Below are 21821 nucleotides of genomic sequence, written 5' to 3' on the forward strand. Positions count from 1 at the left end.
GGTCTTTTGAAGACCGAAACCACCTTCGCGGAAGCTGCCAAGAAGTTCGAGCAGGAATATGCCGCCATCACCGAGGGGGAGCGCAGCCCGAAATGGGTTGAGGGCCACAGCATCCGCCTGCGGCTTCATCTGGCGCCGTTCTTCGGCAAGATGGGCCTTTCGGAAATCAATGCCGGCACGGTTCAGGACTACCGTGTGCATCGCATCGCCACGTCCACGACGGGGAGGGCACCGGCGCGGAGTACGCTCCACGATGAAGTCGGCACGCTCCGGCAGGTCCTGAAAACCGCCATCCGCCACAAATGGCTGCAACACCTTCCTGACCTGTCGCCGCCGTACAAGACGCAGGGAAAGATTGTGCACCGGCCTTGGTTCAGCCCTGCCGAATACAAGCAGCTTTACGAGGCCACGCGCCAGAACGCCAAGGAGCCGAAGAACCCTCACTTCCGTTGGGAAGCGGAGCAGCTTCACGACTTCGTGCTGTTCATGGCCAATACCGGCCTGCGACCCGACGAGGCCAAGCAGTTGCAGCACCGTGATGTGTCGATCGTCGTGGATGCCGACACGCGCGAACGGATTTTGGAAATCGAGGTGCGCGGCAAGCGCGGTATCGGCTGGTGTAAGTCGATGGTCGGCGCGGTGAAGCCTTACGAGCGGCTGCGTGACCGGCTTAGGCCGGTTCGTGGTGATAAGGACAAGGCGGGAGAGGGCGTAAAAACGAAGCCCACTGACCCCGTGTTCCCCTCCAGCTATCTCAAGATGTTCAACAACCTGCTGGACGACCAGAACCTCAAGCTGGATCGCGACGGCAAGCCACGTACAGCATACAGCTTACGTCATACCTATATCTGTCTGCGGCTCATGGAAGGGGCAGACGTTTACGCGATTGCCAAAAACTGCCGCACCAGTGTCGAGATGATTGAAAAGTTTTACGCCGCGCACATCAAGACGACCCTTGATGCGTCGGCCATCAATTCCCGCAAGCCCAAGCAGGCGTATCGCGGGCGAAGGGTTCCGAAGGGGGCGGGAGCACCGTCCTATCGTGAACATCGAGGCCCTACGGCCCGATAAGACGCCCGAAGGGGCGTCAACACGAACCGCTTGCCGGTTCGCAAGCACCCGCTTGGCGGGTGCTCAAGAAGGGTTTAGCCCTTCTCTATCCGGCGACGGGGTTTGCTTCGTTGCCGGAGTTCATTGATCAAGAAGAAAGTCCCCGCTCATGGAGCGAACCTTGACGAACCAGAGTGGTTCACCCATAATTATAGTGAACCAAGGAAAGTTAGACCCCATGGCCGCATTCACCGTGCGCGTCTCGGAAGAGACCGCAACCAAGCTGGAGCAGATCGCGGAGAAGTCCGACCGCTCCCGTTCCTATATGGCCGCGCAGGCCATCGAGGACTTTGTTGCCCGTGAAGAATGGCAGCTTGCCGAAATCGAAGCCGGTTTGGCCGAAGCCGACCGTGGCGAGTTCGCCAGCGATGAGGATGTTGCCAAAGTCGTCGGCAAATACGTCAAGTCCGCCCGCCAGTCATGAGCCGCAAGCGCATTCGCTGGACGCTTCGGGCGCTACGGCGGCTCGATGAAATCGGCGCGTATATAGAACAGGACAATCCCGATGCGGCGGCGCGTGTCGTCGCGCGTATCGTGACGGCCGTGGACACGCTGGCGGAGCTTCCGGCGACGGGTCGCGTTGGCCGCATCAAGGGGACGCGTGAAGTGGTCTTGGCGGATATTCCCTATATCATTCCGTACCGCGTCGGGCGCGACATTGAAATCATCACCGTCATGCACGCTCACCAGAAATGGCCGAAGGCCTTATAGTTCGGTGCATCTCTGCACCGATGCACGGCAATAAAGGATAGAAATGGAACTTAACAACCGCGAGATCGCTACGCTTGTATGGGGTGGTGTCGCGCTTTTCTTTCTTCTTTTGAAGCCCTACGGACGTAGCGCGTTTGCTCATCTTCTGGCGGCATTAACTCAGCCGCTGATCATTAAAGCGTTGGGTATTGCCAGCTTGTGGATTGGCCTTTGCGTCTTCCTCATGCACCGATATGGCGCGTGGGAGTGGTCGAATTTCAAAACGACATTGCTTTGGGCCGTGACGTTTGCTTTCGTCACGATGTTTGACGTGCAAAAGATCGGAAGGCCGCATTTCTATCGCGAGATCCTTCGAGATATCTTCAGCGCAACGGCTATCGTGGTTTTCGTCACGGAATTCACCACCTTTAATTTGCTCGGTGAATTGGTGCTTGTGCCGTTCCTGTTTCTCTTGGGTGCGCTACGGGCTGTTGCTGCCTCCAAGCCTGAATTCGTTTGGGTTGGAAAATTCCTTGATGGTTTGGCGGCATTGGTTGGCACTGGCATGCTCGCGTACAGCATTTGGTGGATTGCGGTTGAATTCTCCGAGTTCGCGCAGCGCAATACCGCGCTGGAATTTGCCGTCCCCATCGCACTGTCTCTCCTGTTTTTCCCTTTCTTGTTCCTTTTTGGCCTGTGGGTGAATTACGAAAGGGTGTTTAGCTCGTTCCCTTATTCTATCCCTGATCGAAGTTTGCGTCGCTATGCACGCTGGCGGAGTTTTTTTGCGTTCAGAGCCGATCTAGAAGGGCTTGACCGGTGGTGTAACAAGTTGAACCGAACGCAGCCCACTACGCGAGGCGGTCTAAACGATGCCATCGCTTCAATTAAAAATGCAAAACGCAGGGAAAAGTCGCCTGTGCCGGTTGATCCAAGGGATGGCTGGTCGCCCTATGCGGCAAGGGACTTTCTCAAGGATGATGGTTTAGAGACCAACGCGTATCAGGACATCGATGATGGAGATTGGTCATGCAGCGCGAACCCGCTCGATCTTGATAATGGTTTGCTGCCCAACCGTCTCGGCTATTTCCTGATAGGTGACATGTCTGCGGTGAAGCGTTTGCGTCTCAAGCTATATATCAACAATCCGAGTCTGGCTGCGGATGCCGAAACACGCTTTCGCGCTCTAGGGGACAGATTGTTGGAGAAGGCAGGTGTGACAGATCGAGCTTCCTTGTTGGAGCTTCCCGTTGATGCTGGCCGTCGAGACAGTGATTCCGGTATCCATGTCGTAACGTTAAGTCGTGAAAATTGGCAAGGCGGGATCAAAGGCGGCTATGACCGCGTACTTACGATTAGGCCGAAAACGTTTGAAGCGCCGGACAATTAAAAAGGCCTATTGAATTAGGCACTCTGCGCCGAGATAGCGCGGGAGCACCAGCGGCAGGATGAATAACATCATGCCGCCGAGCGTGAGGGTTATTCCTGCCTCGCTTTTGCCCATCGAAACGCCCCACATGATAACCCCCACACAGGTAAGCAGCACGCCGACGCCGTAGGCGACGGCCAGCGTTGGCCGGAGCAGAATGCAGAAGGCTAGGGGGGCATAGCCGAGCCATCCGGCTGCAAGGTCGAAGAGAAATCCAACGACCAGAACCGAGCCGACGAGTGCGGCAAGATTGCAGATGATGCGGGGCGGTGAAAGCCGTGAAGACATGGCAGGCCGTCAGGTGAAGGAATATCGGAGTGTAGATAGGAAGCCACAGAGACGGAAACAACCGACGATAGACGAGGGGAATAGCGCACTTATACATTGCTTCGCAACATAGGTGGCACGGCCGCCACGGGGACGTGGCTGATGGCCGTATGGAATGCCCTTACAGGCATCCTTATATGTGTTGCCGGAGAGTCAAGGAAGGGGATGCCGATGGCGATTTACCACTTCTCGGGACAGGTACTCGGGCGCGCCGTCAAAGCCAATCCCGATGGCACTCGCCGTCCTCCTTCCAATGCCGTTGCGGCGGCGGCGTATCGTTCCGGCCAGCGGCTGGTTGATAGGACCAGCGGACAGGTGCACGACTATAGCCAGCGGCGCGGTGTGGTGCATGAGGAAGTTATGGCGCCGGCGGGGAGTGCGCCTTGGTTGGAGAATCGTGAGCTTCTGTGGAATACCGTGGAGGCGATGGAGAAGCGGCGTGATGCGCAGCTCGCCCGTGAGTTCAACATGGCGTTGCCGCATGAACTGGATGCGGGGCAGCGGCTGGAACTGGTGCGCGATTTCGTCGGGCGTCATTTCGTGCAGCGCGGCATGGTGGCCGACATTGCCTTGCATGACCCCATCGCCGAGCAGGGGCAAAACCGCTTCAACTTCCATGCCCATGTGATGCTGACCTTGCGCAAGGCAACGCCCGATGGGCTGCATCCCGTGAAGACGCGGGAGTGGAACAGCCGCGATCTTCTGAATGTCTGGCGGGCCGAATGGGCGCTGGCATGCAACAGTGCGTTGGAGCGCGCCGGAAAGCGGGTGAAGATTGATCACCGCACCCTTCAGGCGCAGCGTGACGAGGCCGTGACTCAGCGTGACATGGCGCGGGCGTCGTTGCTCGACAGGGAGCCGGAAATCCATGTGGGGCCGAAATCAAAACAGGCCGTGCGCCGCCAGAGAGAGCCCGTTAGCAGGGTGCGGGAGCGTGGCACCTATCGGGCGAGGGAGCCGGAGGGTGTTCCTTCCAAGCGCCTGCGTGATTATCCGGCGCGCGACAGGGGCAGTCGCCTGAACTGGCTGGAGCGCATTGCCTCTGCCAATGACGCAAAGCTACGGCGCGACTTGGAAGCCGTGAGCCGGCGTTTTGACCGCTACCAGCGAAAGCTTGATTATTGGGAGCGGCGCATTGCCTTCTGGACGGAGGGAAACTTGAAGGGCGGCCAGTTCCGATTCAACCGCTGGAAAGCTGCCGAGGAGGAGAAGCAGCGCCGCCTGAAGGCCGAGCACGCCCGCAAGCGGTTCCAACAGCTTGTCATGATGATGAAGCGATTGGACGACTTTTTGCGGCTTGGCGGCAAGCAGCGCGAGAAGGGTCTTATCCGCATGCGCGAATTGGAGGGGTGGGCGAAGAGGATGGAGCCAAGGACGCGCGGGCGGAATGATGGGCGAGCGCGTTAAGAGTTACGCGCCCTCCAAATTCCCGCCGTCCTCCGTATTCGTTACTTGTCTAGGCTCGTTGTTGAAACCGGCAGGCCTGACATTCCACCCGTCCCACAATCCGCGCCAGCACCAAACCTTGCGGTAGTCGATGCGTTTGCCAAGAACGGGGTAGGGGAGGTTACGCAGCTTGACGATGGTCTTGGTGATGGGCAGGCGCTGGACTTCTGCGGCATCGAGAAGGCGATAGCTGCCGTCCGAAGAGCTTTGCGAGCGGCTGCTTTGCGCCCAGCCGGACAGGCTCACGCTGGACGAGTTGGATTCCGCGCCGGTGTTGCCAACCATCGTAGCGACATATTCGGCGGTGTCATTATCGCCCACGCCGAAGAACACGCGGGCGGTAGCGTTGGCGAGGAACGCCTTGGCATCCTCGCCGTAGATTTTGGCGACCTGCGGCAGGTTCTGCCAGATGAGGACGGGCGTGCAGTAGGCGCGCAGCAAGCCCGATTGCTTTTCGAGAACATCAAGGCGGCCGAGCACCGCGACTTCATCGAGCAGCAGCACGACCTTGCGTTTTGGTTTGTTGGCTTTGGCGCGGGTGAGGGTCTTGAGCGTGCAGCCGACCATGACGCGTAGCCAGCGGGCGTAAACGTCCAAAAGGTCTTCGTCCACGCAGAGGTAGAGCGTGCCCGTGCCTTCGACCAGGTCGGAGAGTTGGAACGTGGAAGACGCGGACAGCTTGCCCGCCGGACTGGTGGACGACCAAGGTTCGGTGGCCTTCTGCACGTTGGACAGCACGGAGCGAAACTCTTGCGAAAAGTCACCATCGGGGGCCACGGCGCTGGTGAGCACCCCGCTTATGACTTCCCGTGCGGCGGCGGATGGGGAGTTGTCCGCAATGTCGTTGAGGTTATCTAGGAACGTTTCCCGCTTTTCAGCGGATAGCCGCCGCACCGTGGACAGGCATTGGCTGGCTGCTGGTTCGTTGTGCAGGACATGGAGGATCAGGCCCTTGATAAGCGATACGGCCTTGTCATCCCAATGCGCCTCGCGGGCATCGGGAACGACCATCAGCCGCGCAAGGGCCTCGGCATCGTCGGCCTCCTGCAAGGCGGCGCGCCGTATCATGTCGAAAGGGTTATAGCGTTCCGAGTGAATGAGGTCGGTGGGATTGAGCATCCACACCTTGCCGAAGGTGGCGCGGCGGCGGCGCGTGATGGCGTAGTTTTCGCCCTTGGGGTCGGTCACGACCATGGAGCCGCGATAGGTAAGCAGGGAAGGGATGACGACGCCGAGGCCCTTGCCTGAACCCATGGCGGCGAACACCATCACCATGCCGTCCGTCGAGAAGCGGAGCAGGCGGCGGAATGCGCCGCGTCCGAGTATCACCCCCTCGCCGGAGATCGCGCCGTGCCACCACTGTTCCCAGCGATAGGCCCAGCGGGCCGAACCATGGGCCTTGCGTGTATGGCGCGTGGCGCGCAGGAGCCGGACAGGTTGCCGGAGCAGGAAAAAGGTAATGCGCCACGCCAGCCGGAGCGAAGCGGAGACAAGCCACAGAATTCCTCGAAAAACGTCCATTGCCACCTTCATGCCAAAGGAAGGCAGCCGGTTGCAAACCGGCTGCCTAGTGTTGGGTCATTTATGAAAATGAGGTGGGTTAGCACCGTGCTCCCTACCGCCAAGGGGCTTTGCCCCTCCTTCGCGTTGCTCCGGCCCTGCGGGTGGCTGTAGGTGCGCGCGGTGCTATCCTGAACGCGTCGGGACGGGGAACGTCCCGACGCCCTACGGGCGGTGTTCGACGGCCTGCGGCGCGTCGAACAGGGAACTGACGGATGATATGACCTCCGACAGATACCGCCGCCTTGAAGAGTTCGCGGAGGAGAAGAATCATCACCCTGACGTACAGGGTGATGATGTGTTCCGCGAGCTTGAAGATGAGGCCGGTCAGTCTCTCCATGTCAGGCGTTCACCGGCCCGTAGGATACCGGCTTGAAGTGAACCGGATGAACCGTCCACAGGTAGCGAACACCCGTTTGGTTGTCTTCCACCATTCCCACAGTTGTTCCGTCCTGAAGCGTGCCCCATGCGATCAGCCGAGGCGTATAAAGCCCCAGAATGTAGTCATAGTTGTTTGCCGCGTTCTCGATGGCCCTCACGAGGATGCGCTGGACGACATCGGGGTGCAGCGGTTCCGTCGGGTCATGGTCGAAGTGGCGGGCGGCGATGCCTCCCGTTCTCGCCATTGCGGAAGGAGCGGGCGTGACCTGATGCTCAATCGTCAGGGGCAGGCGGGAGCGGATGGTGCCCGTGCGGTGGGAAAAGAACTTTCTCATTGTAGCCTCCTTACAGCTTGTGGAGGAAGCGCAGACGCATGGGGTTCTGCGCATCGACGGTGTAGAGATATTTACCGCCCAAATGCGGGAAGACGCAGATTGCGCCCAACTGGCCGGTATTGGCTCTTTTCCAGCCGATAACGCGGCCCCCGATCGAGCGGCCGAAGGCGTCTTTTCTGGTGGGGGCGATGTTGCTGAAGAAGTCTTTGACGTATGAGTCGTGCATGGCATTTCTCCATGTTTTAGGTTGCAACTTACTCTTCGGTTGGACTTGGCTGAGGGTGCGCGGGATCGATCTTGGTGTCGTCGTTGCCCGTTTTCTCGAAGGCCTGATGGCTGAACGCCATTTCCGCTGACAAGAGAAATACCGCGAATGGCAGGTTCTCCCATCTACCGCTCAGTTTGGTGGGGCTTTCTTCCTCACCTCCGGTCATTCCAAATTCTTCAGAATACACCGAAGAATCTTTAATAGAAATCTTGGTATTTCGTGAATTTCTCATGGTAATTCTCTATTTGTCACTCTTTGATATTTGACCTATTGAGGATTTTTCGGATCCTCAATAATTTTGAAATAAGATTTTTCTATTTATATTGCAAAACAATAGCTTGGCGAAATGCTGGTGAGATTTCGCCAGCATTTTATATTGATTTATTTGAAAAACTGAGTCGAGACGAAGCAATCTAGGGTTGCGTAATGGGCTTACGCTCCCAATAGTAGGTACTCCACATTAGGAGTATCTGAAATGTTTAAAGACCATTCGGCGCTGCTAACGCCGTCACGGGAAAACTTTGCCTACGCGTACCAAGCCATTCGACTGGAACGGCGTTACATAAAAGAAATCAGCTGCATAATGGATTCTTATGCTAGTCGTGCTCCCGCGATTTTCGCGATAGAAAGTCTCATGCTTGAGCATGAAATAGGGTCGCGGATAGAAGCAAAATGCACGCCGGAGCTTTATCGGGCGGTTGCATCGGCAATGTCGAATGCGGTTCCAACCGAATTCTTGAGCACCCCTCAACGCGTGGTTGAGAGGCGCAAACATGGCATTCCGGTTAACTGGAGCTTCAGAAAAGAATATCCGCACATCGCGGCCAAGAGTTATCCGCGTCTTCCGTGAATTGACCAGCTAAATTCGCGTTGTTGAACCATAGTGTTCGGCAACGCGATTTGCTGTTTTCCTAGCCGACATGGACCAACTCATGGCCCCTGAACCAGCATAAAGTTTAGCTGCATCAGCGACGAGGTTCCAGATATTCATTTTTGGTTCTTGGCCCCAGTGTTTAAGCATCTCGAAATCAGTTCTCGCTCTCAATGCCATCCAGCCCGCCCAAGCCGTAGGGCTGTTATTTTGTACCACTGGTAAAACATATGTGCCCTGCGCAAGTTTGCGGTCTTCTTCAGAAAGCAAATTCAGTAGGTATGAGTGCGATCTGTCCGCTAATTCCCGAGCTTCCTCAAGGTATCCGCGTCTTAAATATTCCCGTCCCAACGAACTGGCGGTTCTTGCTGCGGATTCCCAATTTTTCCGTTGCTCATCCCCGTGCATTGTCGACAGCATTGCATCCGATAGACTTTCGTTACGAAACGCATCTGGCACGAAATTGAGATCAACCCCGTGAAACGCATATTCCAGCGCGGCATTCGTTTTATGGGCATCGGTCTGCATAAAACTCTGTCGGACGTAATCATTATTTCCGTACTCTTTTGACATCTCAAAAGCTTTTGCGGCGTAATCAACGTCGCATTGATAAACATCATGTTCGCAATCCCATCCGGTCCTGTTTCTTTCAAAACACGAGGCGAGACGATGGTTATGGTTCTCCCGAGAAAGCAGGAAGATCGGGCTTTTAATGTCGAGTTTGCCGTAAATATCTCGAAGAAAATCCATTTCCGCATAATTCAGTGCGTGAAAGGAAGAGTAGCTTCCTGAATCTAGTGCGGAAGCGACAGCCCAAGACGTATATTCTTGTGAGCAGCCAATTTCTCGGAGTTTTTTGTCGAAAGACAACGCGAAATATATTGCTTGAGCAGTTCCCGCACTGTTTTTTCCTGATATTCTTTGAGAATTTATGAATTTATCAATAATATGATTTATTACCTCTTTTGATTTTAGGTCGTTCATGTGATTCTTTGTTATACTTACGGCTCTTTGTATTAAGGTAGACCTGCTAATTCGTTTATTTATAATTCGTATATTTAAATCCTTGTTGTAGCTAACATTGTCGCGCTTGATCGCGGCTGATTCTTCCTGATATTTTTGGGTGATTTCTTGGAGGTCGCTGTCAAGTGTATCCCACTTGCAATGGAGGCGAATGCTATTCTTTATTGCCTCAAGGGCTTCCGGCCTTAGCAGGCTTTCTGCCGCGAAAGTACGCTTTACCGCTCGCTGGCGAGCACCCAAGAGATGCTCTTGGGTGAGCTTTCCACTTTTGGGATTGCTGTACGCCTTTGCTAGAAGGGTTTGTAAATTTTCTAGAAAAGCGAACCGTTCAGGGAGTGCGGGTTCGTTGGCAATTAGGTAAGCAGGTGCCTTCATGTGATGCCTCCACTTTATGTGGGGCACAATAGCGTGATATTATAGTATTTTTACAGCGGATTTTTTCACCGAAAATGGATTCGGATTAACAAAGGGTGCTTGCAGCGTTGAAACTCCAAATCCACGCCCACGACGCTAACGCCTTATCGGAATGGTCGTGTTGTTCTGCCGTACCATCCAGCACCCCGCGCGGAAGGTGTTGGTGGTGATGGTACGCCCGTTGACGATGCACTGATAGGGAGGGCGCAGGCCGTTGTTGCCGCCGTTGCCGCCCATGCGCGTGCCGCATCCGGTCGGGTTTGGCGTGGTCACGTCGATGCCGCAACCGCCACCCGCTCCACCAACTCCCGTCAGGGCTTGCACCGTTCCGGCCGCAAAGCCCTGCATGAAGCGGTTGAGGGTGTCGTTCTGTTGCGTGCGGCCCTTGGTCGGCACACGGCCTACCACCTTGCCACCGCGCCGGTTCTTCGCCATCCGTTCGTGGCGGTCAATGTCCGCGACCCGTCCGAGCAGGACGGGGCCACGGCTGGCCACCTTCTTGCGTTTCTTGGCGACGGGCACCACGTCGGTTCCGGCCTCGGCAAGGGCGGGCATGAGGGGCGCGGCGATAGCCGTACCCGTGCTGGTGAACAGCAGGCCGAATGTTACGGCCAGTATGGCGAGGGTATTACTCATTCTCGCCCCCGCTCTCATTGTTTGACCACCCACCGCAAACCTTCAGGGGCAATGACGACGCGTTGTGAAAAACCGTCTGTTACCTGCGAGGGGCTGTTACGCCCGAGGCCCATCCCTGTAAGGGCGTCGCCGGTCTCCACGGTTCTGGTTCCGCCGATGAAGCAGGACATTGCATGCGCATCGGGTTTGTCGGAAACGTCTTCGCAGTTGATCGTTTCAATTTTCCCGTCGATACGGTCTTTCAAGAGTTCGTCGGCATCGGGAAACGCAAGCGTTGTGGTTGCCGCGTCAGAGGCCGCGTATTTGATGCTTATCCCGCGCTGTATTTTCTGGCCTTGGATGCTTTTTACGAAGTTAAGGTACTCTAGGTCTTCGTTGCTCTTTCGCCGTGGGTCCAAGTAACAACCTCCCCATGCAATCGGCTCAAGGGCGTTGTCGTAGTACGGTGTCTTGCGCAGTCGTTGCGACCATTGGAAATTGAACTCGCATCCCGCTGGCCGGACGGCTTTTCCTGTCGGGCGCATAAACTCAAGCTCTTCCGTCAACCCTATATAGGCCTCCCCTGTGGATACGAGGGTGTAGGAGACATTGAACTTGCAAGGCCATCGGTCAGACCAGCTTTGGCACTCCGCGTCGGATACCTTCAGGTCTCTATATTCGGCCGCGCTGTCGGCCCCTTGGGCCTGCAACTCGGCCTCTATGAGGCTTTGGATGGAGCGGTTGCTGGGGGCAACCAAATCATATCCCTGAAAGGCAACATAGAGGCCCCCCACAACGGCAAGAGACGCCCCCACGGTCTGCACCAAGGAATGGGCAGCCGGTTGTCGCCATTGTCGGAATCCTCGATAGGCAAGACCGAGGAACACCAGAGCCGCCGCGAGGCGAAGGGCAAACAGGATGAGGGTATAACCCACCGGCAGGAACGGCGGAAACACGAGCAGGGCCGCAACGCCCCATAGAATCCAAAAGGGGCGCGGCCGTACAGCCGAGTCGGAGACAGGTTGCGTCATGGGGAATCCTTCAGGCGGCGGCGTGCCTAGAGCTTGAGTGCTTTGACGAGGACAAGGGCCAGAATGGCCGAGAGGATGAGGCCGCTGATGGTGGTGATGCCGAGGTGGGAAATCAGTTGTAGCTTGAAATCCCTATCGTCGGGATGACTCCCGAACAGCAGCCCCATGGGCAAAGTTGTGCCGAGGAAAGTCGGGCGGGTGAGAGCGCCTACGATGAATCCGAGGGCGGTGCCCACGGCGACCGTACCCACGGTCGCGGACAGAAAACGAGAAGTCATGATGTACCCAGTTATCAACGTGTCCCTTGGGTACCTGCCTATCAAATATCACGAATTTTGACGGAAGCCCGAAATGCCGGATTCGAGCATTTTAAAAGGAACAAAATCGCGCTTTTCCAGTATCACCCACCTCTGGTCATGTTTAAAAAATGTGAATCCTACGACCTTGCAAAATTCGTGATTTCTGACGGAAGCATATCCTCGGGAAGGCCTTAAATAAAACGTCATGATTTGCGAGATTTTCGTGGGTTTTCGAAAAGGAGAACCCGCTTAATGGCCCACATTCATGCCTCCCCAAAGATTATCGGATATGCCCGCGTGAGTACCGTAGGGCAGGACTTGGCCTATCAACTCCAGCGGCTGGAGGAAGCCGGATGCCATCGCATCTATCAGGAGAAACGCAGCGGCAAGAACACCAATGACCGCCCCGAGCTTGCCACGCTTTTGGCCAGCCTTCAGGCGGGCGACCTGCTCTTGGCCACGGTGTCGGACAGGCTGGCCCGCGATCCGCTCGACATGGTGAACATCCTCTACAGGGTGAAACACGCCGGAGCGCGGTTGCGTCTCCTTGACGAACCGCTGATTGATACGGTTTCGGACATGGCCGACGTGGTGGCTTACCTCATGGGCTGGGCAGGCCGTTTACAGCGCCAGCGGATTTTGGAGAATACGGCCCACGGGCGCGAACTGGCGCGCCAACGCGGCGTGAAGTTCGGGCGCAAGCCGAAGCTCGGGCCATGTGAGCGTAAAATTGTGGTGGAGCGGCGGGCGAAAGGCGAGACGTGCGCGCGGATTGCGCAAGACATGGGTGTGAGCGAGAGCACGGTTTTTCGTGTTCATGCCTAGTCGCGACCAATACGTGTTTGTCGCAGTCCGGTGGATTACCCACCTCCAGCCCTTTTACTCAACTTGCAGGAGCGTAAAATGGCGGTGGTAACAAAGGCCGGTGTGATTCTTTATGGCACAGTATCCTCAGCTTCAGTTTGGCATGCAGACTGTCCGCAAAGCGGGCGAGCGACTGGCAGGAGACCTCAGCCTCGGGCCGAATCGTGACATTAGCGAAGCTCGTCAGGTGTTCGCCGTGGCCCATAGTTGGCGAGATTCACACTTCATGCCGATGCGGTCTGTTTTCCTTTCCGTAAAATACAGGATGCGAAAGGAGCAAATCGGCGGAGATATGGCAGCGCGCCCGAAGCGGATGGCGAGCATTAGGCGGAAATTGCGTGAAAGCTCTACTAAGCTTGACCAGATGCAGGATATCGGCGGATGCCGTGCCATTCTTGACGATATTGCTGGAGTGCGGGCTTTGCTGGACAAAATCCGACAGGAGTTTCCGCACGTCATACGGCAAGAATGGCCCTACATTGAAAAGCCTAAGCCAGATGGCTACAGGAGCCATCATATCGTGTTCACGTTTTGCCCGAGAACCCGAGAGCAGAGGCCTTTTGATGGTCGGCGCATCGAACTTCAAGTCAGGACACGGTTGCAACATTCATGGGCAACCGCTGTAGAAGCAGTTGGCCTGTTTAACGGCGAAGATCTGAAACACCACAAGGGCAGCGGCGATTGGTTGCGGCTGTTCCAGCTTGTGTCTGCCGAATTTGCGCACGTCGAAGGATGCCCGATTGGCCCTGACGTACCACAGCGCCGCGAGCGTTTAAATGAAATCAAAATCTTGAATGACAAGCTGGGTGCGGTGAGCATCTTGGAAAACATCAGGACAGCGACCCACTACGCTGAAACCTTCGTTTACGAGCGAGGCAAGTTCTTTCTTATCCACTATCGGGAAGACCGTACCGTCACCGTCGAGAACTACACCGAAACCTTGCAGGTTGCGGCGCGGTTGGCTGGCCTTGAACAAGATATCGAGAGCAGCGGCGGCAAGGCTAAAGTCGTGGTAGTGGAGGTTGATAAAATAGAGAATCTGATCCGAACCTACCCCAATTACTTCGGTGATGTTGGCGTGTTCCTACAGAATCTCCGGTGGCTGGTAAGTGGCAAGGATGCGCAAGAATACACGCTTTTACCGCAGAAACTTGTTGCACCCCGCCCTGAGGAAAGGCCTGACCCGCGACACTTGATCCGGCGTTACGATAGGTGGGGTAGATTCTAAGGAATTGGACGTTTCGCCATAGCGCATTGATTGTGTCCCTATTTGTTTCAGGATTGGGCACCTAACTATTTTTGAGGACAAAGCTTGCCATGCCAGCAGAAACTACCGAGCCGAGACTGTTCATTTCCTATAGCTGGAGCAATCAGGATCATGAGGCATGGGTTATTGGCTTGGCAGAGGAGTTGGTGAGCCAAGGAGTTCATGTAGTCTTAGATAAATGGGATTTGCAGCCTGGCCATGACGCCAACGACTTCATGGAAAGTATGGTTAAGGATAAGTCAGTCACAAAGGTCATCCTAATATGCGATGAGATTTATGCGGCAAAATCGGATGATCGGAAGGGTGGGGCTGGAACCGAAGCTCAGATCATTACTCCGAAGATTTATGCATCAGCCAAACAAGACAAGTTCGTGGCCGTAGTCCGAGAGCGTGATGCGGAGGGAAAGCCTTTTCTGCCGACTTATTATGGAGGTCGCATTTACTTCGATCTATCAAATCCAGCCCGTTATGCGGAGGAGTTTGAAAAGATCGTGAGATGGGCGTGGAATAAACCGCTACATGTACGACCTGCGCAGGGCGCGAAGCCCTCATTTCTAAATGAGAATGCTTCGGTACCGAAGATTGCAGGTTCTGTTGCTCATCGGCGTGCGATGGATGGCATGCGAAGCGGTGCAGCAAACGCCGCAGCCTTGGCTGGTGATTATTTGGAGACGATATCTTCGGGCCTAGAGAAGTTTCGTATTCAAGCTACACCAGAGACAAACGAGACATTTGATGAAATAGTTCTTGCGAGTATTGATGCGTTTACTCCGCATAGAAATGAACTTATTGAACTGTTTAGTGCTGCGGCGCTTTATGCTTTTGATGATAATATGGTTGAAGCAATCCATCGGTTTTTTGAACGATGTTTGCCTTATTATCGTGTGCCGCAGGGCGTGAACAGTTACTCAGAGTGGGACTACGACAACTACAGATTTATCGTGCATGAGGCTTTCCTCTACTGTGTAGCGATATTTATTAAGTACGAGAAGTTTGGAGCTGCCGCATACTTTGCTAATACAGACTATTACGAATTTAATCGGTTTCGTAGTGAGAGCGGCATGAAAAGCTTTTCCGTCTTTGACGAAAATCTGCGATCTCTCGAATTCCGCAATAAGCGGCTTAACTTGCGAAGGTATTCGCTACGAGCCGATATGTTAAAAGAGCGTAACCAAGGGTCTGGCGTTGCATTTCAACACCTGCAAGCGGCGGACTTCGTGTTTTATCTTCGTAGTGTCGCGGGTACTGATTGGAACAGGTGGTGGCCCGAGACCCTGTTATATGCAGATCGGCACGGGGGGCCCTTTGAGATGTTTGCCCGAGGCAAATCGATGGCGTACTTTGAGAGACTCAAACCTCTTCTGGGCTTCTCGAGCGTGGATGCATTTAAGGCATTCATTGCAGAAATTGTTTCCAAAGGAGACCGCGTTCCGAAGTGGGATTTTGACCGCGTTAATGTTGCAGGGCTTGCGGGTATAAACACGCTTGGCACCACCCCATAGAAATTCCGCTCCATAAAGTACAATTAGCTCTTTTAAACATTGGCCTGCTGAGGGAGGCGTTGTGTATGCTGAACCCAAAAAAACACGAATTTTAGCACAAATTTTTTTGCTTCTAATTTCTATAAATATAAACAAGTAATTAGACGTATAGTGTTCAGGCTCATAACCTGAAGGCCGCAGGTTCAAATCCTGCCCCCGCAACCAAAAACACCCAAAAGCCCCGTAGACAGAAATGTCCCGGGGCTTTTTGACGTTTGGGGGGGCAAGATCCTCCGCCTTCTCCTAGAAAACTTCGCGTCTCTTCATTGCCGGGCCTATCATGAAGGCCCGCGATCTCAGCGTAATAATATTTGGCAGCGGGAGATTGGGAAGCAGCGCGCAAAAGGTGAATAGCCCCACGTTTCGCATGCCCCCTCGGGTCAGATTTTCTGTGCTTCTCGAAATCGACGGGTGACAGCATCCCGTTCCTGACGTATCTGCGTTTTGGGTTGTAGAACATTTCGATGTAGTCAAACACGTCCTGGCGAGCTTCATCGCGTGAACGGTAGGCCTTGCGACGTATCCTCTTTCGCTTCAGAAGCTTAAAGAAGCTCTCGGCCACTACCATGTCCTTCCTCGCCTCAACAGCCACACTTCATGAAGGATCACTTTTCAGGGGGGAGACCAACGCCCCTCTTTAACGTCATGGGCCAGAGCGACGGTAAACGGACCGTGTGCGGATGCTGGAGCTATTGGCAGACCGATGTCGTCGTTCTCTGCCAACCTGAGGACATGCCGTGCGGCTGCCGAAGCGAAGCCGCACGGCAGAAGCGCCTTATCCGGCGGCCTTGAGTGATGCCATGTCGATGACGAAGCGGTAGCGGACGTCGGCGCGTTCCATGCGTTCGAAAGCCTCGTTGATCTCGTCCATGCGGATCATTTCGACATCGGGCAGGGCGTTCTTGCGGGCGCAGAAGTCGAGCATTTCCTGCGTTTCGCGGATGCCGCCGATGGGTGATCCCGCCACACGCCGGCGTCCGAGCAGCAGGGGGACGCTGTTGAACGGGTTCATCGGGCCGACCTGGCCGACGATCACCAGCGTCCCGTCGACGTCGAGCAAGGGCGTATAGAGGTCGAGGTCGTGCTTGACGGGCACGGTATCGATGATCAGGTCGAAGCTCGACTGGGCGTCGGCCATGGCCTGCTCGTCGGTGGAGATCAAAAGCCTGTCTGCGCCCAAGGCCCTCGCGTCGTCTGCCTTGTCACTGGTGCGGCTCAGCACCGTCACGACGGCGCCCATGGCGGAGGCGAGCTTGACGGCCATGTGACCAAGGCCGCCGAGGCCGATCACGCCGACGCGGCTTCCCGGCCCGACATTCCATGTGCGCAGCGGCGAATATGTCGTGATGCCGGCGCAAAGAAGCGGTGCAACACGACTGATGTCGAGGCCGTCAGGCACGCGGCAGGCGAATTCTTCCCGCACGACGAGATGCTTGGAGTAACCGCCACGGGTGATGTCGCCGGTAATGCGGTCGGGCGCGTTATATGTGCCTGTATTGCCTTCCCGGCACAGCTGTTCCTCGCCGCGGCGGCACTGGTCGCAGCTCTGGCAGCTGTCGACCATGCAGCCGACGGCAACGTGATCGCCGATCCTGTAGCGTGTCACGGCGCTGCCGGTCTCGATCACCCGCCCGACGATCTCGTGACCGGGCACCAGCGGATAGACGGTCCAGGTCCAGTCGTTGCGGGCCATGTGCAGGTCCGAATGACAGACGCCGGAATAGAGGATTTCCATGACGACATCGTTGGCACGCGGCGCGCGGCGTTCGAAAGTGTAGGGAACCAGCGGTTCGTTGGCGTCGGTTGCTGCAAAACCAAAACTTTTCATGGATATGCCTTTCGTTGATTTAAGAGGCTGGATTTGGGGCATCACCCAAGGTCGGCCACGGCGAAGGCCGGGCATCATTGAAGGCAAATAGCATCGGGCAGGCCATGCGATTAGAGGGAGGTGGTGGCATGAACCTGTGAATGGCATTCAGGAATGCCATGGTTTGGGAAGCGATAGCGACGTTCACGGCTTCGGCCCGCTGCCCGGCGAGTGTTCGAAGGGTAGGGGTGGTTTCATGGTATCACTTTTGCGCAGCTCATCTAGCAGAACGGCGAATGCCGGGGAAAGCTGGCGACGGCTCGGGTAGTAGAGGTGATAGCCGGAGAATGGCGGACACCAGTCGGCCAGGACGCGTTTCAGGCGTCCGTCCAAAATGTCTTCGCGCACCATGTCCTCCAGAACAAGGGCCAGCCCCGCGCCGGTACGGGCAGCGTTGACCACCATGTGCGAGACGTTGAAAGCAAGCGGTCCGTCGACACGAACGCGAAGCTCGCGCCCATCCTTCTCCAGTTCCCAGGCATAGAAGCCGCCATAGGTCGGCAGTCGCAGGTTGATGCAGGCATGCGCGGTCAAGTCCTGCGGCGTCACGGGCGTTGGATAGCGCTGGAAGTAGGACGGAGACCCGACGAGGGCCATGCGCATTTCTGGGCCGATGCTGACCGCGACCATGTCCTTGTCGAGCTGTTCGCCAAGCCTGATGCCGGCGTCGTAGCGGTCGGCGACGATATCCGTCAGGCCATTGTCGACCACGATCTCGACCTTGATATCGGGATAATCCGGCAATAGCCGTTCCACCGCTGGCCACAGGATCTTTTCGGCTGCGTGCTCGCCGGCCGTGATGCGAACGGTGCCTGCGGGTTTGTCCCTCAGCGCCGTCAGTGCCGAAAGCGCCATTTCGATTTCCTCGAACTGGGGTTTGATCGTCAGGAGTAGGCGCTCGCCTGCCTCGGTGAGCGAAACGCTTCGTGTGGTTCGCGTCAGAAGCCGCACCCCCAATCGTTCCTCCAGAAGGCGGATCGTGTGGCTGAGAGCGGATGGTGAAAGGCCAAGCTTTGCCGCACCTTTTGTGAAGCTCCTTTCCCGGGCGACGACCAGGAACGTGCTCAAATCGCTGATGGTGTCTCTGGCCATTGTTGAACTCCGCTCAATACCGCACCGGCATTTTGCAATTTAGCCGGTTCTTTCTGTGATGCCAGATAGCGCCGGCCCGAAAGCCGATCCGGAACGGGGATGTGATAAACTGGTACGCCAATCCCATCGAAATGGATGCTGACGCAAGGTCCACGGGCGGATAGCAAGGGAGTTGGAGACGGCGTGCATTTGAAGGAATGGCGGAGACATGGACGAATACGACTACGTTGTTGTCGGCGCAGGATCGGCGGGCTGCGTGGTTGCCAATCGGCTTTCAGCGAGTGGCCACTATCGTGTTGCGCTGCTGGAGGCCGGGGGCAGTGACCTGAATTTCTGGGTGCGCATGCCGATCGGCTATGGCAAGGCGTTCTATCACGACACGCTGAACTGGAAATATCTGAGCGAACCCGTACCGGGCTTCGGCGGCCGCCAGAGCTATTGGCCGCGTGGAAAGGTGCTCGGCGGGTCCAGCTCGATCAACGCCATGGTTTTTATCCGGGGACAGGCCGAGGATTTTGATGAATGGCGCGCGCTCGGCAATCCGGGCTGGAGTTATGAGGACGTGCTGCCGGCTTTCAAGCGTCTGGAAAACAACTTGTCCGGGGCCGATCAATGGCGTGGGCAGGATGGACCGGTCACCGTCACCAATATCGAGAAGGTGGTGCATCCGCTTTGCGCGAACTATCTTGCCGGCGGGCAGGAGGCGGGCCTTGTGCACAACCCGGATTTCAACGGCGCGACCCAGGAAGGCATCGGCATCTATCAGATCACGACGCGCCACGGCTTTCGCTGCTCGGCGGCCACTGCCTATCTCGCTCCGGCGCGCAGGCGGCACAACCTCAATGTCCTAAAATCCGCCCAGGCGACCCGCCTGTTGTTCGACGGCAAACGCGCGACCGGTGTCGAATACCGGCAGGGTGGCGAGACGCGGCAGATCCGGGCGCGCCGCGAGGTGATCCTTTCCGCCGGGGCGGTGAACACGCCGCAGCTTCTGCAGCTCTCCGGCGTCGGCGATCCGGCATTGCTGAAGCGCCATGGTATCGCGGTCGTCCATGCGGCCAGCGGCGTCGGGCGCAACCTGCAGGACCATATCGGCTTCGACCATCTTTACCGGAGCAGGCGGCCGACGCTGAACGATGTGCTGCGGCCCTGGTGGGGCAGGCTGATGGTGGGGCTGCGGTATGTGCTGACGCAGAGCGGCCCGCTGTCGCTCAGCGTGAACCAGGGCGGCGGATTCTTCCGCACCAGCCCGGCGCACACGCGGCCGAACATGCAGCTCTATTTCTCGCCGGTCAGTTATACACGTGCGCTGCCGGGACGGCGGGCGTTGATGAGTCCGGATCCCTTCTCCGGCTTCCTCGTCGGGGTTTCAAACTGCCATCCGACCAGCCGCGGAGAGCTTGCCATCCGCTCCGCGGACCCCTTTGCCGCGCCGGAAATCCAGCCGAACTACCTGTCGACAGAAGAAGACGTGCAGGAACTGCTCGAAGCCGCGCATTTCCTGCGGCGCCTTTCACGGACCGGCCCGATGCGCGAGATCATCGAAAGCGAGATCCGGCCGGGCACCGGGATCACGGGCGATGAAGAGCTGATCGCCGATATCCGGGAACGCTCCGGCTCGGTGTTCCACCCCTGCGGCACCTGCGCCATGGGGCCGGACGCCGCGACCGCGGTGGTCGATGCGCGTCTGCGCGTACATGGTCTTGACGGCCTGCGCGTCGTCGATGCCTCGATTTTCCCCCGCATCACGTCCGGCAATCTCAACGCGCCGACGCTCATGGTCGGTGAAAAGGGTGCCGAAATGATCCTCACCGACGCCGGCTAGCGCTTAGCCGGTGCGGCGGGCCTGTTCCTTGCGCATGTCCTTCAGGACGGCGCCGAGGGTTTCGGCGGCACTTGCGATCATGCGCGGCGGCGCGGAACTGAAGCCGAGGATAAGGCCGCGCTGCTTGACCGGTGTGATGGCAAAGCGGCTGATGGGAGAGACGAGGATGTTGCGCTCTGCCGCGCGGCGGGCGACGGCGAGTTCGTCGACATCGTCGGCAAGGCGGCCGACCGTGTGAAAGCCCGTTTCGGTGGGCGCGACCTCCATCATGCCCTGCATATGCTGCGCCGCGCCGTCGAGCAGTGCCTGGAGCCGTTCGGCATAGATGCGCCGCATGCGGCGGATGTGGCTGGAGAAGTGGCCGCACTCGATGAAGCTCGCGACGACCGATTGCAGGCTTGCGGCTGAACCTTGCAGGGTTGCGCCGGCGATGCGGTAGAAGACGTCGACCAGGCCGGGCGGTGCGACGACATAACCGAGGCGAAGGGCTGCGAACAGCGCCTTGGAAAAGCTGCCGACATAGATGACGCGGCCGGATGTATCGACGCTCTTCAGCGTCGGCGGCGGGTGGCCGGCATAGTGGAACTCGCCGACATAGTCGTCCTCGATGATCCAGGCGCCCGCTCTTTCGGCCGCCCGCAGCAGTTCGAAGCGGCGCTGCAGGCTCATCGTCACGCCGAGCGGGTGCTGATGGGCGGGGGTGACGAAGGCGAGGCGGAAATCCGGCGCGACGGCCAGGCCCTCGGCAACGTTGATGCCCTCTTCGTCGATGCTCAGTGGCACGAGTTTCGCACCGGAGGAAATCAGGCTGTTGCGCGCGCCGATCGCGCCGGGATTTTCGATCCACACCGTATCACCGGGATCAAGCAGGGTGTTGCCGATGCGGTTGAAGGCGTCCTGCGCGCCGTTGAAGATGAAGACCTGTTCGGGCTCGCAGGTGATGCCGCGATTGGCGCGCAGATGCATCGCCACGGCCCGGCGCAGTTCCATCAGTCCCTCCGCCGGCGGATAGCCGAGCAGCAGGTTGCGCGGTTGGCGCCAGTACCGCGCCACCATGCTCGCCCACAAAGCCATCGGAAACTCGTCGAAGGCTGGAATGCCGGTGATGAAGGGGCGCGGGTTTTCCGGATGCGCCAGGCGGGGGAAATAATGTTCCGACGCGTCGGCGCTGAGCTGAGCAAGACGTGGCGGGCTGCGTATTTCGTCTTCGATATTCTTCGGCGGTATTCTCGCCGGGCGGCCGTCGCGCAGGGTGTCGGCCACATAGGCACCGGCGCCGATGCTGGAGCGGATCAGGCCCTCGGCGGCGAGTTGCTCGTAGACGCTGATCGCCGTGGTGCGGGAAACCTCGTGGTCCTTCGCGAGCGTGCGGCTGGATGGCAGGCGCTCGCCGGGCTGGAGTTCGCCGGAAAGGATCATCTCGCGGAGCGCCGTACAGAGTTGCGCGCTGATCGGCGTCCTGGAATTGCGATCGAACTGCAGCGTGGGCAGCAAGGCGCCACCCGGATACTTGACCATAGCGCCCTCCCGGCCTGTCGTCCCCTCGCAATAATGGTCCGCTACTAA

At 57.3% G+C, this 21821-nt stretch carries 22 protein-coding genes and 1 pseudogene; 10 read left to right on the forward strand and 13 right to left on the reverse strand.

The features are described from left to right. The 4 genes from GR138_RS18380 to GR138_RS18395 all read left to right on the forward strand — a co-directional run. The coding region (locus GR138_RS18380) for a tyrosine-type recombinase/integrase (protein WP_160860721.1) at positions 1-1071 on the forward strand (1071 nt) is incomplete at its 5' end. Positions 1072-1288: 217 nt separating this feature from the next. Continuing rightward, entirely contained in the window at positions 1289-1534 is a 246-nt protein-coding gene (locus GR138_RS18385) for a CopG family ribbon-helix-helix protein (protein WP_160860722.1), read from the forward strand. Next, a complete protein-coding gene (locus GR138_RS18390) occupies positions 1531-1821 on the forward strand; it encodes a type II toxin-antitoxin system RelE/ParE family toxin (RefSeq protein WP_160860723.1) in 291 nt (96 codons plus the stop codon). Before GR138_RS18385 ends, GR138_RS18390 begins: the two co-directional genes overlap by 4 nt. Before the next feature lie 43 nt (positions 1822-1864). After that, positions 1865-3190 carry a hypothetical protein gene (locus GR138_RS18395; protein WP_160860724.1) on the forward strand — a complete coding sequence of 442 codons (1326 nt, stop codon included), beginning with the start codon at positions 1865-1867 and terminating at the stop codon, positions 3188-3190. Positions 3191-3196: 6 nt separating this feature from the next. Here the strand turns inward: GR138_RS18395 and GR138_RS18400 are convergent, their stop codons facing one another. Beyond that, positions 3197-3517 (reverse strand): hypothetical protein, encoded by a 321-nt coding sequence (locus GR138_RS18400; protein ID WP_160860725.1) that lies wholly within the window; start codon positions 3515-3517, stop codon positions 3197-3199. 210 nt (positions 3518-3727) lie between these two features. Here GR138_RS18400 and mobQ point away from each other — a divergent pair, with 210 nt between their 5' ends. Further along, positions 3728-4963 carry a MobQ family relaxase gene (mobQ, locus tag GR138_RS18405; protein ID WP_160860726.1) on the forward strand — a complete coding sequence of 412 codons (1236 nt, stop codon included), beginning with the start codon at positions 3728-3730 and terminating at the stop codon, positions 4961-4963. A gap of 3 nt (positions 4964-4966) precedes the next feature. Here the strand turns inward: mobQ and GR138_RS18410 are convergent, their stop codons facing one another. From GR138_RS18410 to GR138_RS18425, 4 genes are all read right to left on the reverse strand, one after another. Further along, the gene (locus GR138_RS18410) at positions 4967-6523 is read right to left on the reverse strand and encodes a type IV secretory system conjugative DNA transfer family protein (RefSeq protein WP_160860727.1); all 1557 of its coding nucleotides are present in this window, start codon (positions 6521-6523) and stop codon (positions 4967-4969) included. 380 nt (positions 6524-6903) lie between these two features. Next, on the reverse strand, positions 6904-7278 hold the full coding sequence (locus tag GR138_RS18415) for a hypothetical protein (RefSeq protein ID WP_160860728.1): 375 nt from the start codon (positions 7276-7278) through the stop codon (positions 6904-6906). A 10-nt stretch (positions 7279-7288) separates the two neighbouring features. Next, a complete protein-coding gene (locus GR138_RS18420) occupies positions 7289-7504 on the reverse strand; it encodes a hypothetical protein (protein ID WP_160860729.1) in 216 nt (71 codons plus the stop codon). A 28-nt stretch (positions 7505-7532) separates the two neighbouring features. Then, positions 7533-7778: a hypothetical protein gene (locus tag GR138_RS18425; RefSeq protein ID WP_160860730.1), complete on the reverse strand. Its 246-nt coding sequence runs from the start codon at positions 7776-7778 to the stop codon at positions 7533-7535. A 243-nt stretch (positions 7779-8021) separates the two neighbouring features. Here GR138_RS18425 and GR138_RS18430 point away from each other — a divergent pair, with 243 nt between their 5' ends. Beyond that, positions 8022-8396 (forward strand): hypothetical protein, encoded by a 375-nt coding sequence (locus GR138_RS18430; protein WP_160860731.1) that lies wholly within the window; start codon positions 8022-8024, stop codon positions 8394-8396. A gap of 9 nt (positions 8397-8405) precedes the next feature. Here GR138_RS18430 and GR138_RS18435 read toward each other — a convergent pair whose 3' ends face one another. The 4 genes from GR138_RS18435 to GR138_RS18450 all read right to left on the reverse strand — a co-directional run bounded on the left by GR138_RS18435 (position 8406) and on the right by GR138_RS18450 (position 11778). After that, the gene (locus GR138_RS18435) at positions 8406-9815 is read right to left on the reverse strand and encodes a hypothetical protein (protein ID WP_160860732.1); all 1410 of its coding nucleotides are present in this window, start codon (positions 9813-9815) and stop codon (positions 8406-8408) included. Between the two features lie 135 nt (positions 9816-9950). Further along, entirely contained in the window at positions 9951-10490 is a 540-nt protein-coding gene (locus GR138_RS18440; RefSeq protein WP_160860733.1) for an EI24 domain-containing protein, read from the reverse strand. 14 nt (positions 10491-10504) lie between these two features. Next, positions 10505-11500, reverse strand: a complete 996-nt coding sequence (locus GR138_RS18445) for a hypothetical protein (RefSeq protein WP_160860734.1) — start codon at positions 11498-11500, stop codon at positions 10505-10507. A 26-nt stretch (positions 11501-11526) separates the two neighbouring features. After that, on the reverse strand, positions 11527-11778 hold the full coding sequence (locus GR138_RS18450) for a hypothetical protein (protein ID WP_160860735.1): 252 nt from the start codon (positions 11776-11778) through the stop codon (positions 11527-11529). 273 nt (positions 11779-12051) lie between these two features. Between GR138_RS18450 and GR138_RS18455 the strand changes: the two genes are divergently transcribed. The 3 genes from GR138_RS18455 (at position 12052) to GR138_RS18465 (ending at position 15432) form a co-directional block, all read left to right on the forward strand. After that, positions 12052-12624 carry a recombinase family protein gene (locus GR138_RS18455; RefSeq protein ID WP_160860736.1) on the forward strand — a complete coding sequence of 191 codons (573 nt, stop codon included), beginning with the start codon at positions 12052-12054 and terminating at the stop codon, positions 12622-12624. A gap of 112 nt (positions 12625-12736) precedes the next feature. Then, the gene (locus tag GR138_RS18460; RefSeq protein ID WP_160860737.1) at positions 12737-13891 is read left to right on the forward strand and encodes a RelA/SpoT domain-containing protein; all 1155 of its coding nucleotides are present in this window, start codon (positions 12737-12739) and stop codon (positions 13889-13891) included. Between the two features lie 89 nt (positions 13892-13980). Continuing rightward, a complete protein-coding gene (locus tag GR138_RS18465) occupies positions 13981-15432 on the forward strand; it encodes an SEFIR domain-containing protein (RefSeq protein WP_160860738.1) in 1452 nt (483 codons plus the stop codon). 433 nt (positions 15433-15865) lie between these two features. Here the strand turns inward: GR138_RS18465 and GR138_RS18470 are convergent. The 3 genes and pseudogenes from GR138_RS18470 to GR138_RS18480 form a co-directional block, all read right to left on the reverse strand. Beyond that, positions 15866-16042, reverse strand: a pseudogene (locus GR138_RS18470) (IS3 family transposase); the annotation flags it as partial. 204 nt (positions 16043-16246) lie between these two features. Continuing rightward, positions 16247-17299, reverse strand: a complete 1053-nt coding sequence (locus tag GR138_RS18475) for an NAD(P)-dependent alcohol dehydrogenase (RefSeq protein WP_160860739.1) — start codon at positions 17297-17299, stop codon at positions 16247-16249. Positions 17300-17482: 183 nt separating this feature from the next. Then, complete coding sequence (locus GR138_RS18480) at positions 17483-18430, reverse strand: LysR family transcriptional regulator (protein WP_160860740.1); 948 nt, start codon at positions 18428-18430, stop codon at positions 17483-17485. Between the two features lie 208 nt (positions 18431-18638). On the opposite strand from GR138_RS18480, the gene GR138_RS18485 reads away from it, so the two are divergent. Next, the gene (locus tag GR138_RS18485) at positions 18639-20255 is read left to right on the forward strand and encodes a GMC family oxidoreductase (RefSeq protein ID WP_160860741.1); all 1617 of its coding nucleotides are present in this window, start codon (positions 18639-18641) and stop codon (positions 20253-20255) included. Between the two features lie 3 nt (positions 20256-20258). Here the strand turns inward: GR138_RS18485 and pdxR are convergent, their stop codons facing one another. Then, positions 20259-21773: a MocR-like pyridoxine biosynthesis transcription factor PdxR gene (gene pdxR / locus GR138_RS18490; protein WP_160860742.1), complete on the reverse strand. Its 1515-nt coding sequence runs from the start codon at positions 21771-21773 to the stop codon at positions 20259-20261. Between the last annotated feature and the right edge of the window lie 48 nt (positions 21774-21821).

The sequence above is a fragment of the Shinella kummerowiae genome, from assembly GCF_009827055.1.
GTDB classification, from domain to species: domain Bacteria; phylum Pseudomonadota; class Alphaproteobacteria; order Rhizobiales; family Rhizobiaceae; genus Shinella; species Shinella kummerowiae.

Bases quoted from the DNA above. Each gene is read 5' to 3' on its own strand.
- pdxR (WP_160860742.1), bottom strand. From the start codon at position 21,773: ATGGTCAAGTATCCGGGTGGCGCCTTGCTGCCCACGCTGCAGTTCGAT.
- GR138_RS18390 (WP_160860723.1), top strand. From the start codon at position 1,531: ATGAGCCGCAAGCGCATTCGCTGGACGCTTCGGGCGCTACGGCGGCTC.
- GR138_RS18385 (WP_160860722.1), top strand. From the start codon at position 1,289: ATGGCCGCATTCACCGTGCGCGTCTCGGAAGAGACCGCAACCAAGCTG.
- GR138_RS18425 (WP_160860730.1), bottom strand. From the start codon at position 7,778: ATGAGAAATTCACGAAATACCAAGATTTCTATTAAAGATTCTTCGGTG.
- GR138_RS18395 (WP_160860724.1), top strand. From the start codon at position 1,865: ATGGAACTTAACAACCGCGAGATCGCTACGCTTGTATGGGGTGGTGTC.
- GR138_RS18435 (WP_160860732.1), bottom strand. From the start codon at position 9,815: ATGAAGGCACCTGCTTACCTAATTGCCAACGAACCCGCACTCCCTGAA.
- GR138_RS18410 (WP_160860727.1), bottom strand. From the start codon at position 6,523: ATGGACGTTTTTCGAGGAATTCTGTGGCTTGTCTCCGCTTCGCTCCGG.
- GR138_RS18420 (WP_160860729.1), bottom strand. From the start codon at position 7,504: ATGCACGACTCATACGTCAAAGACTTCTTCAGCAACATCGCCCCCACC.
- GR138_RS18480 (WP_160860740.1), bottom strand. From the start codon at position 18,430: ATGGCCAGAGACACCATCAGCGATTTGAGCACGTTCCTGGTCGTCGCC.
- GR138_RS18430 (WP_160860731.1), top strand. From the start codon at position 8,022: ATGTTTAAAGACCATTCGGCGCTGCTAACGCCGTCACGGGAAAACTTT.
- GR138_RS18445 (WP_160860734.1), bottom strand. From the start codon at position 11,500: ATGACGCAACCTGTCTCCGACTCGGCTGTACGGCCGCGCCCCTTTTGG.
- GR138_RS18455 (WP_160860736.1), top strand. From the start codon at position 12,052: ATGGCCCACATTCATGCCTCCCCAAAGATTATCGGATATGCCCGCGTG.
- GR138_RS18440 (WP_160860733.1), bottom strand. From the start codon at position 10,490: ATGAGTAATACCCTCGCCATACTGGCCGTAACATTCGGCCTGCTGTTC.
- GR138_RS18450 (WP_160860735.1), bottom strand. From the start codon at position 11,778: ATGACTTCTCGTTTTCTGTCCGCGACCGTGGGTACGGTCGCCGTGGGC.
- GR138_RS18465 (WP_160860738.1), top strand. From the start codon at position 13,981: ATGCCAGCAGAAACTACCGAGCCGAGACTGTTCATTTCCTATAGCTGG.
- GR138_RS18415 (WP_160860728.1), bottom strand. From the start codon at position 7,278: ATGAGAAAGTTCTTTTCCCACCGCACGGGCACCATCCGCTCCCGCCTG.
- GR138_RS18460 (WP_160860737.1), top strand. From the start codon at position 12,737: ATGGCACAGTATCCTCAGCTTCAGTTTGGCATGCAGACTGTCCGCAAA.
- GR138_RS18485 (WP_160860741.1), top strand. From the start codon at position 18,639: ATGGACGAATACGACTACGTTGTTGTCGGCGCAGGATCGGCGGGCTGC.
- GR138_RS18475 (WP_160860739.1), bottom strand. From the start codon at position 17,299: ATGAAAAGTTTTGGTTTTGCAGCAACCGACGCCAACGAACCGCTGGTT.
- GR138_RS18400 (WP_160860725.1), bottom strand. From the start codon at position 3,517: ATGTCTTCACGGCTTTCACCGCCCCGCATCATCTGCAATCTTGCCGCA.
- mobQ (WP_160860726.1), top strand. From the start codon at position 3,728: ATGGCGATTTACCACTTCTCGGGACAGGTACTCGGGCGCGCCGTCAAA.